Here is an 11,871-nt window from a genome sequence, read left to right as displayed (position 1 = left end):
GCGAAAGGTTGGCGGTGTGACCCTGTATGAAAAGCTCGCGGCCGAGATCGAGGCGCTGGTGCAGCAAGGCGTGCTGCTGCCCGGCGAGAAGATTCCGTCGGTCCGGCAGGCCGCCCAGCATCATCGCCTGAGCATTACCACGGTCATCCGGGCCTATCTGCTGCTGGAGTCGCGCGGCATGCTGGAGAGCCGGCCGCAGTCCGGCTACTTCGTGCGCGCCCGGCCCGGCGAGCCGGCCATCGACCTCCAGCCGACCCGCCCGGCGGCCCGCCCGTCGCCGGTGGACGTGAGCGCGCTGGTGCTGTCCACGCTGCGCTCGATCCGCGCCGACGACGCCATCCCGCTCGGCTCCCCCTATCCCGACGCCAAGCTGTTCCCGTGGCAGCGGATCATCCAGTACGCCAACGCCATCGGCAAGCGCTACGAGTCGTGGAGCCTGCTGGACGACCTGCCGCCCGGCTCGCCCCAGTTGATCCGCCAGATCACGCGGCGCTACCTGGAAAACGGCCAGGCGGTGGACCCGAACGAGGTGATCGTGACGATTGGCGCCACCGAGGCCATCAACCTGTGCCTGCAGGCGGTGGCCAAGCCGGGCGACACCATCGCCGTGGAATCGCCGACTTACTATGCGATGCTGCACGCCATCGAACGGCTGGGCATGCGCGCCGTGGAGGTCGCGACGGACCCCGTGGAAGGCATCGACGTGCAGGCGCTGGCCCGCCTGTTCGACGAGCGGCCCGTGGCTGCCTGCATGGTCATGCCGAATTTCCAGAATCCGCTCGGCTTCCAGATGTCGGACGAACGCAAGCAGGCACTCGTCAAATTGCTAACCGAGCGCGACATTCCGGTCATCGAGAACGATGTCTATGGCGAGCTGTATTACGGCGATGCGCATCCCACCTCGCTGAAGACCTACGACAAGGCCGGCATCGTGCTGCACTGCTCGTCGTTCTCCAAGACGCTGACCAACGCCTACCGCATCGGCTGGGCGCTGCCGGGGCGCTACCGGGATCAGGTGGAGCGGCTCAAGTTCCTGAACACGCTGACCACGCCGGCGATTCCCCAGCTAGCCATCGCCGAATTCCTGAAGAACGACGGCTACGACTACCACCTGCGGCGCGTGCGCAAGACCTATGCGCAGCAGGCCAATATCATGGCGGCGGCGGTGCGGCGCTTCTTCCCGGCCGGCACGCGGGTGTCGCGGCCGGCCGGCGGCTATGTGCTCTGGGTGGAGTTGCCCGAGGGCGTGGACGCCATGGCGCTGTACCACGCGGCACTGGAGCGGCGGATTACCGTGGCGCCGGGGCACATCTTCTCGCCCGTGCCCACCTACACGCATTACATCCGCCTAAACTACAGCAGCGCATGGTCGGCCGAGGTGGAAGCGGCCGTGGTGACGCTGGGCAAACTGGTGACGTCGCTCGCAGAAGCGGCGCCAGACAAGGAGACAAGCGCATGAACCAAGAAGAAGATACCGGGAACGACGGCGCCGATGCCGATGAGGACACGCTCGATCCGGTACTGGCCGGCATCCTGGCTGCCCTGTGGCAGGCGGCCCGGGAGCCCGGTGGCGGGCCGCTCTCGCTGGCCCGCCTCAGCAAGCGCGCATCAGTGCAGATGAGCGTGCTGCGGCGCGTGCTGACGCAACTGGCCGAGGCGGACCTGGCTGAAGCCGAGATCGACGAGTCAGGCCGGGGCACCGCCCAGCTGACCGCCGAGGGTCGCGCGCTGTGCGACGAGTTGTTCGAGACCCCCGGCGCGCTGCCCGATCTGGATTCGTTAGAGGATCCAGAGGATTCCGATGACGATGAAGACCCGGGCCGGTCAGAGCACCTTCCCCGGATTCATTAGCCCCTGCGGGTCCAGCGCCTGCTTGATGGCGCGCATCATCCCCAGTTCCACCTCGCTCTTGTAGCGCCGGTTCTCCTCGCGCTTGAGCTGGCCCAGGCCATGCTCGGCCGAGATCGACCCATTGTGCGACTGCACGCTGTTGTGGACGATCAGGTTGATGGCGTCCTGATGGATCAGGAACTGCTCGTGATCCACCCCCACCGGCGGCGACACGTTGTAGTGCAGGTTGCCGTCGCCCAGATGGCCGAAGGTGACCATGCGGGCGCCCGGGAAGGCGTCCTGGACCAGCGCGTCCGTGGTCTCGATGAAGTCCGCCACGCGCGAGACCGGCACGGCGATGTCGTGCTTGATGTTCTTGCCTTCCTCGACCTGCGCCATCGGGATGTGCTCGCGCAGGTTCCAGAAATCGCGCGACTGCTGCACGGACTCGGCCACCACGGCGTCCGTGACCACGCCGGCCTCGAAGGCCGCTTCCATCATCGTCTCGAAGATCGCCCGGGCGTGTTCCTCGCCCTCGCTGTCGGACAGCTCCAGCAGCACCAGTTGCGGATGGGCCTCCGTGAAGGGGTAGCGCAACTGCGGATAGTGCTTGCGTACGAGGTCCATGCACATCGCGGACATCAGCTCGAAGCCGGTGAGCATGGCGCTGGCGTGGGACTGGGCGATGGCCAGCAGCGCCAGCGCGGCGCGCGGGCTCTGCACAGCCGCCAGCGCCGTCACGCGCGCGCGGGGCAGCGGGTACAGCTTCATGACCGCCGCCGTGATGATGCCGAGCGTGCCTTCAGCGCCGATAAACAGGTCGCGCAGGTCGTAGCCGGTGTTGTCCTTGCGCAGGCCGCGCAGGCCCTCCCAGACTTCGCCCTTGGCCGTCACCACCTCCAGCCCCAGGCACAGTTCGCGCGTGTTGCCGTAGCGCAGCACCGCCGTGCCGCCCGCGTTGGTGGACAGGTTGCCCCCAATCGTGCAACTGCCCTCGGCCGCCAGGCTCAGCGGGAACAGGCGGCCATGCTCGCGCGCCACGTCCTGCAACTGCTGGAGGATCACGCCGGCTTCGACGGTAATCGTGTTGTTGAGCGGGTCCACATGGCGCACCCGGTTCATCCGTTGCAGCGACAGCACCACCACGCCGGCGGCTGCCGCCGGGCCAGCCTCGGGCGTGGCGCCGCCGCACAGGCCGGTGTTGCCGCCCTGCGGCACCACGGCCAGCTTGTGGGCGTGGCAGGCGTGGACCAGCGCGGCCACTTCCTCGGTGCTGCCGGGGCGCAGCACGGCCACGGCGTCGCCGGTGTAGCGCTGGCGCCAGTCGGTCAGATAAGGGGCCTTGTCGGCGGCCTCGGTCAGCACGTGTTGCGGGCCGACTGCGGCGCGGCAGAGGTCGAGGAACGAATCCAGGTGCGGAGCGGTCATGGTCGGGTGTCGGGGGAGGGGGGCTGGATGGCTTGCTGCCGTGCCCGCGCGCGACGCTTGTACGGGCGCAGATAGAGGATGGTGCTGAAGAAGAACACCAGCGTCAGGGCGACTTCGGCCCAGGCCAGCAGCGACGACGGCGCACGGTCGCTGGTGGCGCGCACGATGCCTTCGGTGAAATAGAGCAGGATCAGCATCGACGACCACTGCATCGTGTACCGGTTGCGCGCCAGCACGCCGCGCAGCACCGGGAGCAGGAAGACGAACTTGAGGATCAGCCACGAGCCGCCGGGGCGCAGCGGGGCGAGGAACCACTCCCAGGCGATGCACAGCGCCACCAGCGCCAGCAGGCTGGCTACGCTCACGCGCCAGAGCGCCGGGCTGTGGAGGTCGCCGTCACCCTGGCTGCCGTTGCGCGGCGCGGTCATCGTGACCCTCCGGCCAGCTTCAGTGCCGTCTCGGCCAGCCGCCGGCCCATGGCCGTGGCCAGCGCGGCTTCCTGGTCGGTGACCGGGCCGTGGTTGTCCACAAAAGCATGGTGGCTCGGGCCGTAGGGCGTGCCGCCGGCCGTGGTGGTCATCAGGCCGGGCTCCGAATAGGGCAGGCCCATGACCAGCATGCCATGGTGGAACAGCGGCAGCATCATCGACAGCAACGTGGTTTCCTGCCCGCCGTGCAGGCTGCCGGTGGCGGTGAATACACAGGCGGGCTTGCCGGACAGTGCGCCGGACAGCCACTGGGCCACGGTGCCATCGAGGAAATATTTCATCGGCGCGGCCATGTTGCCGAACCGCGTGGGGCTGCCCAGTGCCAGCCCGGCGCATTCCTCGAGGTCGCGCAGCTCGGCGTACGGGGCGCCTTCGGGCGGGATGTCGGGCGCGGTGGCCTCGCAGACGGTGGACACCGGCGGCACGGTGCGCAGCCGGGCCTGGGCGCCGGGCACGCTGTCGATGCCGGTGGCGATCAGGTCGGCGAGTTTGCGGGTGCTGCCGTGACGGCTGTAGTACAGGACCAGGATGGGGAGGGCGGCCAAGGTATCGCGGAGTCGGTGCTCAGTCGTGGATCGGGAGGGGGCGGCCCGGACCGGCACCGCGAAACAATGCGCGTATTATAGTTGTGCCCCGCTATAAGACTCAGGAGCTAGCCCCCGCATGACCGCCGCACGTATCGCCCGCCTGCGCAGGGAGTGGAATTTGCAGAAGGTGCGCGCGCTCGCGCGCTACGCCTTGCGCCGCGCCGGCGAGGACCGCCTGCCCCAGGTGTCCGCCAGCCTGACCTTCACCACCGTGCTGGCCGTGGTGCCGGTGCTGACCGTGGCGTTCGCGCTGCTGGCCGCGTTTCCGGTGTTCCGGGACTTCCGGGGCCAGATCGAGACCTTCCTGTTCCAGAACCTGATTCCGGGCGGCAATGTCAGCGATTCGGTCTCGCGCTACCTCGGCCAGTTCTCCAAGAGCGCGCGCGGGCTGACCGCGCTGGGCCTGGCTGGCCTGATGGTGACGTCGGTGCTGACGATGCTGACCGTGGAGGACGCGCTGAACGCCATCTGGCGCGTCAAGCGGCGCCGGCCGCTGGCGCAACGGGTGCTGGTGTTCTGGGCCGTGCTGACGCTGGGCCCGGTGCTGATCGGCGCCAGCCTCTCGGTCAGTTCCTACCTGATTTCGGTGTCGATGGGCTACGTCGGCTCCATGCCGATGGGCATGGGGCTGATGGTCAGCACCGTGCCGGTGATGCTCTCGGCGCTGGCCTTCGCCTTCCTCTATATGGCCGTGCCGTACGCCTATGTGGACTGGCGCGATGCCATCGTGGCCGGTGTGGTGGCCGCCGTGGCCTTCGAGGTGGCCAAGCGCGTGTTCGGCTACTTCATCACCCATATTCCGACCTACACGGCGGTCTACGGCACCTTCGCGGTCCTGCCGCTGTTCCTGCTGTGGATGTACGTGAGCTGGCTGGTCACGCTGCTCGGGGCGACCATCGCCGCCAACCTGCCCGTGATCCGGGAAGGCCACTGGCGCCGCCGCACCTTCGCCGGCAGCGAGTTCTTCGACGCGCTGGGCATCCTGCTGCTGCTCTACCGCGCCCGCGACGAAGTGCCGCGCAGCGTGGGCGAACTCGACATGGGGCGCAAGCTGCGGATGGAGGCCGACTACCTGGCCAGCCTGCTCGGCAAGCTCAAGACCCTGCACCTCGTGGGCAAGCTCCAGCAAGACCGCGGGCAGGCGCACTGGGCGATGCTTTGCGACCCATCCCAGGTGACGCTGCGCACGCTGTACGACCGCCTTGTGCTGAACCTCGCGCGCCTGCCGCGCACGGCGCTGGCGCACCAGTTGCAAGGCGTGGACCTGCTCCGTTCGATGCTCGACAACCCCCAACTGGACCAACCGCTCGAAGCCGTGTTCCGCCAGCAGTTGCTGACGCCAGCCGCCAACGAGGCGGCGGAGGCCAGTGGCGGCACTGGCGATACCGGAGACGAGGGGGGCGGCCCGCAGCGCCGCACGCTCGAGGTGGTGCCGCCCGGCTGGCACGGGCAGGTCTGAGCTAGCGGCTAGGTCGGATTCCAGCTAGAACGGAATCCGACCGCGCAGGATGTCCGCGTACATGACCCAGTCGCCCATCAGGCTGTAGAACGGGTGCCGGAACGTGGCGGGCCGGTTCTTCTCGAACCCGAAGTGGCCCACCCAGGCAAACGCATAGCCGGACACCACGGCACCCAGCAGCCACCACGCGTTGCCGGTGACCACCTGCGCCACCAGACAGGCCAGCGCCAACGTCGACCCCACGAAATGGAGGCGGCGGCAGGTACGGTCCCGGTGCTCGTTCAGGTAATACGGATAGAACGCGGCAAAGCTCTCGAATTCGCGACTGTGGGTTTGCGCCATGGTCGTCTCCGGCATCGGTGTTGTTATGGTTCCAGTCTAGGTGCTCGCCACAACCTTGCGCGCGAAGGCGGCCAGCGTATCGAGCACCTCGTCCGGCTTCTCGCCCATCATCGCGTGGCCGCTTGGCACCGTGACCACAGTGGCGCTGCGCATCCGGCCGGCCAGCGCCTGGGCAGCCTTCGGCGACGTCATCATGTCCTTCGACCCCATCACGAATACCGCCGGGCAGGTCACGGCGGCAGCCGCTTCCTCGCCATGCGCGTAGCCGTTGCAGGCCGAAAAATCGGTGTGGAACACGTGCGCACCCGGGTTGCGCGCCGCCACGCGCTCCATCAGCCGCTGGCTGCCGCCATGCATCCAGGCGCCGGGCCCGGGCGACGACGGCTTGCTGGCGAGGCTGGAGATCGACCACTGGTTGACCATGGCGATGGCCTCGTCCTCGCGGTGGAGCGCGGCGTCGAGCAGGGCATCGGACACCTTCATCGGATAGGCCGTGGCCAGCAGCCCGATGGCGCGGACGGCTTCCGGGTGACGTGCGGCGCACTCCAGGGCGATCAGTGATCCCATGCTGTGGCCGAAGACCAGGGCCGGCGCCTTGACGCCGGCCGCCGCCACCAGCGCCATGACCCAGTCGGCCATGTCTTCCACGCGGGTCAGCGGGGCGCCCTGACTGCGGTTGTGGCCGGGCAGGTCCACCGCCAGCACGCCAAAGCCATGGCTGGCGAACCAGCGCGTCTGGAGCCCCCAGACGCTGTGGTCGTTCTGCGCGCCGTGCACGAACACGGCGCAGGGCAGGGCGGGATCGAACGGCTTGCCGCCGGTGTAGGCATAGGCCGGTTGGCCCGAGACGGTCAGTTCCATCAGGCTTTTCCTCCCATGGCTTTCTCGGCGGCCTTCAGGCCGCGCTTCAGGTCGTCGATCAGGTCATCCGGGTCCTCGAGTCCGATCGACAGCCGGATCGTGCCCTCGCCGATGCCGGCCGCGCGCAGGGCGTCGGCATCCATGCGGAAGTGGGTCGTGGAGGCGGGATGGATTACCAGCGAGCGCGCATCCCCGACGTTGGCAAGGTGCGAGAACAGCGACAGGCTCTCGATAAAGCGCTGCCCGGCCGCGCGGTTCGCCTTGAGGTTGAAGCTGAACACCGCCCCGCAACCGCGCGGCAGCAGCCGCTTGGCCAGCGCGTGGTCGGGGTGGGATTCCAGTTCCGGGTAGGCCACCGACTCGACCATCGCGTGCCCGGCCAGGAACTGCACCACGCGGCGGGTGTTGTCCACGTGCCGGCTCATGCGCAGCGGCAGCGTCTCGATGCCCTGGAGCAGCTGCCACGCCGCCATCGGGTTCATGCAGGCGCCGAAGTCGCGCAGGCCCTCGCGCCGGGCGCGCAGCAGGAACGGCGCCACGGTGCTTTCCTCGGTAAACACCATGTTATGGAAGCCCGGATAGGGCTCCGACAGCTCGGGAAAACGCCCCGAAGCCTCGAAATCGAACGTGCCGCCCTCGGACAGCACGCCGCCGATCGTCGTGCCATGCCCGCCCAGGAACTTGGTGGCCGAGTGGTACAGCAAGCCGGCGCCATGGTCGAACGGGCGCAGCAGGTAGGGCGTGGTGAACGTGGAGTCGACCAGCAACGGGAGCTTGTGGTCCTGGCCGATCTGCGCCACGGTTTCGATGTCGAGCACGTCGAGGCCCGGATTGCCCAGCGTCTCGCCGAACAGCAGCCGCGTCTCGGGGCGGATGGCGGCGCGCCAGGCGTCGATGTCGCGCGGATTGACGAAGGTGGTCTCGATGCCGAAGCGGCGCAGCGTGTAGTGCAACAGATTGTGCGAGCCGCCATAGAGCGCCGTGGACGCCACGATATGGGAGCCGGCCCCCATCAGCGTGGCCACGGCCAGGTGCAGCGCGGCCTGGCCGGATGCCGTGGCGATGGCCCCGGCGCCGTTCTCCAGGGCCGCCACGCGCTCCTCGAACACCGCCACCGTGGGGTTGCTGATGCGGGAATACACGTGCCCGGCGCGTTCCATATTGAACAGCGACGCGGCATGCTCGCTGTCCCGGAACACGAAGGAAGTGGTCAGGTGGATCGGTGTGGCGCGGGCCCCGGTGGTGGGGTCCGGGGCGGCGCCGGCGTGCAGGGCCAGCGTGTCGAATCGGGTACCGGACATGGTGAGTTCGCTTGTAGTGGCTGTTGTAGGCGGCAGGTTGTCTCCGTCCGGCATCGTAGCACCGTGCGCCGCCCTGGCAATGGGGAGGATTCTGAAAACGCATTGAGACGGCGTGAGACTTGCCGCCTTTACGAGAGACGGCGGTTTGGGTAGGATCGCCGCATCGGCCAACTCTGGCCATAGACCAGAACCAGCCTCGACACCGGGCAGCGGAGACACCACCATGAAAGTCAGCGACATCCTGCAGATCAAGGGCAATACGCTCTACACCGTCACGCCGGATGCGTCCCTGCTGGTGGCCATCAACACCATGGCCGAGCACGACATTGGTTCGCTGGTGGTCATGGAATATGGCGATCTGGTCGGCATGCTGACGTTCCGGGAGCTGATCGAGACGCTGGCGGCCAACCACGGCACGCTCGGCACGCACAGCATCCGCAAGGTCATGGACGACGCGCCGCTGACCTGCACGCCGGAAACGGACGTCAACGAGGTGCGCCGCATGATGCTGGAGCGCCACACCCGCTACCTGCCGGTGCTCGACAACCGCACGCTGATGGGCGTGATCTCGTTCTACGACGTGGCCAAGGCGGTGGTGGAGGAGCAGGGCTTCGAAAACCGCATGCTCAAGGCCTATATCCGCGACTGGCCCGAGGAAAAGACCGACTGAACGCGATCTGGCCCGGGCTGGCGGGCCCGGCGGCGATTTAACAGAAGTTTTATTGCCTGCACTCCGGACTGTTGGCATGATGGCGGCGAACTGATGCCCCGGCGGGTTCCGGGGTCCATGAAGTCCGCCGAGCGGCCTCCGCCCGCTTCCGTCTGCATGAGCCAACACAGCCAGCCAAGCCAGCACAGTCAGTTTCGCCTGTTGCGCGAACGCCGTTTCGCGCCGTTCTTCTGGACCCAGTTTCTCGGGGCCATGAACGACAATGTCTTCAAGGTCGCCTTCACCTCGCTGGTGACCTATCACACGGCCCTGTTCGACGGCGTCGATGCGCGCAGCGCGGCGTTCCTGATCTCGGCCATCTTTATCGCACCCTTCGTCCTGTTTTCCGCCACCAGCGGCCAGATTGCCGACAAGATCGAGAAATCGCGGCTGATCCGGCTCGTGAAGTCGCTCGAGATCGCCATCATGGTGCTGGGGCTGGCCGGCTTTGCCTGGCACAGCGCGCCGCTGTTGTACTTCGGTACATTCCTGATGGGCCTGCACTCCACGCTGTTCGGCCCGGTGAAGTTCGCGTACCTGCCGCAGCACCTGGACCAGCAGGAACTGGTGGGCGGCAACGGACTGGTGGAGATGGGTACCTTCGTTGCCATCCTGATCGGCACGCTGATCGGCGGGGAGTTGGCCGGCGTGATGCGCGGCGGCGCCGTGGTGGGGCCGCTCTACGTGGGCATCGCCTGCGTGGTGATCGCCGTAGCGGGGCGGGTGGTGTCGCAGGGCGTGCCGGTTTCGCCGCCGCCCCAGCCGGACCTGCGCATCAACTGGAACCCGCTGACCGAGACGTGGCGCAACCTGATGCTCGCGCGCGAGCGGCGCACGGTATTCCTGAGCCTGCTCGGCATTTCCTGGCTCTGGTTCCTCGGCGCCACCTTCCTGACCGCCTTTTTCAGCTTTGCCCGCGACGTGCTCGGCGGAGACCAGAACGTGGTTACGCTGCTGCTGGCGATGTTCTCGATCGGCATCGGCATCGGCTCCCTGCTGTGCGAGCGGCTGTCCGGCCGCACCGTGGAGATCGGCCTCGTGCCGTTCGGCTCCATCGGCATGACTGTGTTCGCCGTGGACCTGTACCTGGCCAGTAACGGCCAGTCGGCCGGCGCCACGCTGAGCGGCATCGGCGGTTTCCTGGACGATACGCGCCATTGGCGCGTGCTGGCGGACCTGTTCCTGCTGGCCATGTTCGGCGGCTTCTATAGCGTGCCCCTGTATGCGCTGATCCAGAGCCGCTGCTTGCCTACGCACCGGGCGCGGATCATCGCGGCGAACAACATCCTGAACAGCTTCTTCATGATCGCCGCGTCGCTGCTCGGCGTGGGCATGGCGCTGGCCGGCTACAGCATCCCGCAGCTGTTCCTGGTGGTGGGGCTGCTCAATGCCGTGGTGGCCATCTATATCTATACGCTGGTGCCCGAGTTCCTGCTGCGCTTCATCGCCTGGATTCTGGTCCACACCATCTACCGGCTGCGCCGGATCAACGCCGACCGGATTCCCGAGCACGGCGCCGCCGTGCTTGTCTGCAATCACGTGAGTTTTGCCGACGCCGTGGTGCTGATGGCGGCCAGCCCGCGCCCGGTGCGCTTTGTGATGGATCACCGGATCTTCAAGGTGCCGCTGCTGTCGTGGTTCTTCCGGCAGGCCAAGGCGATTCCCATCGCACCGGCGCACGAGGACCCCAGGATGCTCGAGCGCGCCTACGACGCCGTGGCCGCCGCACTCGAGGACGGCGACCTCGTCTGCATCTTCCCCGAAGGCAAGATCACGGCTACCGGCGACATTAACCCGTTCAAGGGCGGTGTGCAGCAGATCATCCGCCGCACGCCGGTGCCCGTGGTGCCGATGGCGCTGCGCGGGCTGTGGGGCAGTTTTTTCTCGCGCAAGGGCGGGGTGGCGATGTCGCGTCCGTTCCGGCGCGGCATCCTGAGCCGGCTCGAACTCGTGGTGGGGGAGCCCGTGGCGCCCGAGGCCGCGTCACCGGAAGGGCTCCAGCAGATGGTGCTGGCCCTGCGCGGCGACTGGAAATAAGCGCAATACGACGACACGACGATACGACGAGCCCAACGACAATGATCACGCTCTATACCTTCGGCCCCGCCTTTGGCCTGCCCGACGCCAGCCCGTTCGTCATGAAGGCCGAACTGCTGCTGAAGCTGGCAGGGCTGCCGTACCGCACCATGCCGGGCAACCTGCGCCGCGCGCCCAAGGGCAAGCTGCCTTACCTCGACGACATGGGGCGCATCGTCGCGGATTCGACGATGATCCGCTGGCATATCGAGAAGACCTATCACGTGGACTTCGACGCGGGGCTGTCCGAGGCCGAGCGCGGGGTGGCCTGGGCCGTGGAAAAGCTCATGGAGGACAACCTCTACTGGGCCGTGGCGCGCGTGCGCTGGCTGGACGACGCCAATTTCGAGCGTGGCCCGGCCCAGTTCTTCCAGCGCGTGCCGGCGCCGGTACGCGGGATCGTGACCACGCTGGTCAAGCGACGCGTACGCCAGATGCTCTGGGCCCAGGGCCTCGGCCGGCATTCGGACGAGGAGGCCGCAGCCATGGCGATCCACGGCGTGACGGCCATCGCCAATATCCTTGGCGACAAGCCCTACCTGCTGGGCGATGCGCCATGCGGCGCCGACGCCACCTTGTTCGCGTTCAGCGCCAGCCTGCTCAGCCCCGTGTTCGAGACGCCAATCCGTACGGCGGCGTCGGCGCACGCCAATCTGACCGCCTATCTGGCACGGATGCGCGCGCGTTTCTATCCCGATTTCGTCGGCAGCGGGGTGTTCGCGCCCATGTCCGAATCCCCGGCGGTGCCGACAGTGGCCGCCAATGGCCTTACAATGTAGGCCGTCCCCAA

Annotated in this window: 12 protein-coding genes; 6 read left to right on the top strand and 6 right to left on the bottom strand. The window is 67.6% G+C overall.

Going from position 1 to position 11,871, the window contains the following annotated elements; all coding sequences use genetic code 11:
• Positions 1-16 precede the first annotated feature (16 nt).
• Entirely contained in the window at positions 17-1,459 is a 1,443-nt protein-coding gene (locus tag AC1DP9_RS05055; protein ID WP_092292742.1) for an aminotransferase-like domain-containing protein, read from the top strand.
• Positions 1,456-1,851: an ArsR family transcriptional regulator gene (locus tag AC1DP9_RS05050; RefSeq protein ID WP_441592131.1), complete on the top strand. Its 396-nt coding sequence runs from the start codon at positions 1,456-1,458 to the stop codon at positions 1,849-1,851. The genes AC1DP9_RS05055 and AC1DP9_RS05050 overlap by 4 nt, the downstream gene beginning before the upstream one ends.
• Here AC1DP9_RS05050 and AC1DP9_RS05045 read toward each other — a convergent pair.
• Genes AC1DP9_RS05045 through wrbA form a run of 3 tightly spaced genes read right to left on the bottom strand, consistent with a single transcriptional unit; the run spans position 1,825 to position 4,291 of the window.
• On the bottom strand, positions 1,825-3,258 hold the full coding sequence (locus AC1DP9_RS05045; RefSeq protein ID WP_477104997.1) for an FAD-binding oxidoreductase: 1,434 nt from the start codon (positions 3,256-3,258) through the stop codon (positions 1,825-1,827). The genes AC1DP9_RS05050 and AC1DP9_RS05045 overlap by 27 nt on opposite strands.
• Entirely contained in the window at positions 3,255-3,686 is a 432-nt protein-coding gene (locus AC1DP9_RS05040; RefSeq protein WP_477106769.1) for a DUF2069 domain-containing protein, read from the bottom strand. The genes AC1DP9_RS05045 and AC1DP9_RS05040 overlap by 4 nt, the downstream gene beginning before the upstream one ends.
• Positions 3,683-4,291, bottom strand: a complete 609-nt coding sequence (gene wrbA, locus AC1DP9_RS05035; protein ID WP_477106768.1) for an NAD(P)H:quinone oxidoreductase — start codon at positions 4,289-4,291, stop codon at positions 3,683-3,685. Before wrbA ends, AC1DP9_RS05040 begins: the two co-directional genes overlap by 4 nt.
• A gap of 118 nt (positions 4,292-4,409) precedes the next feature.
• Between wrbA and AC1DP9_RS05030 the strand changes: the two genes are divergently transcribed.
• Positions 4,410-5,792: a YihY family inner membrane protein gene (locus AC1DP9_RS05030; RefSeq protein WP_477106767.1), complete on the top strand. Its 1,383-nt coding sequence runs from the start codon at positions 4,410-4,412 to the stop codon at positions 5,790-5,792.
• A 24-nt stretch (positions 5,793-5,816) separates the two neighbouring features.
• Here the strand turns inward: AC1DP9_RS05030 and AC1DP9_RS05025 are convergent, their stop codons facing one another.
• From AC1DP9_RS05025 to AC1DP9_RS05015, 3 genes are read right to left on the bottom strand one after another with little or no spacing between them, the layout of a single operon-like run.
• Entirely contained in the window at positions 5,817-6,134 is a 318-nt protein-coding gene (locus AC1DP9_RS05025) for an Mpo1-like protein (RefSeq protein WP_477106766.1), read from the bottom strand.
• Positions 6,135-6,170: 36 nt separating this feature from the next.
• Positions 6,171-6,995 (bottom strand): alpha/beta fold hydrolase, encoded by an 825-nt coding sequence (locus AC1DP9_RS05020; protein ID WP_477106765.1) that lies wholly within the window; start codon positions 6,993-6,995, stop codon positions 6,171-6,173.
• Positions 6,995-8,296, bottom strand: coding sequence for an O-acetylhomoserine aminocarboxypropyltransferase (locus AC1DP9_RS05015; protein ID WP_477106764.1), 1,302 nt, complete (start codon positions 8,294-8,296; stop codon positions 6,995-6,997). The genes AC1DP9_RS05020 and AC1DP9_RS05015 overlap by 1 nt, the downstream gene beginning before the upstream one ends.
• Before the next feature lie 223 nt (positions 8,297-8,519).
• Between AC1DP9_RS05015 and AC1DP9_RS05010 the strand changes: the two genes are divergently transcribed.
• The 3 genes from AC1DP9_RS05010 (at position 8,520) to AC1DP9_RS05000 (ending at position 11,860) form a co-directional block, all read left to right on the top strand.
• Positions 8,520-8,966: a CBS domain-containing protein gene (locus tag AC1DP9_RS05010; RefSeq protein ID WP_092292758.1), complete on the top strand. Its 447-nt coding sequence runs from the start codon at positions 8,520-8,522 to the stop codon at positions 8,964-8,966.
• A 156-nt stretch (positions 8,967-9,122) separates the two neighbouring features.
• Positions 9,123-11,042 carry an MFS transporter gene (locus tag AC1DP9_RS05005; protein WP_477106763.1) on the top strand — a complete coding sequence of 640 codons (1,920 nt, stop codon included), beginning with the start codon at positions 9,123-9,125 and terminating at the stop codon, positions 11,040-11,042.
• A gap of 41 nt (positions 11,043-11,083) precedes the next feature.
• Positions 11,084-11,860, top strand: a complete 777-nt coding sequence (locus AC1DP9_RS05000; protein WP_477106762.1) for a glutathione S-transferase C-terminal domain-containing protein — start codon at positions 11,084-11,086, stop codon at positions 11,858-11,860.
• Positions 11,861-11,871: the final 11 nt, after the last annotated feature.

Source organism: Cupriavidus sp. 01L43, assembly GCF_056399925.1.
This window is presented reverse-complemented; position numbering and strand designations above follow the sequence as displayed.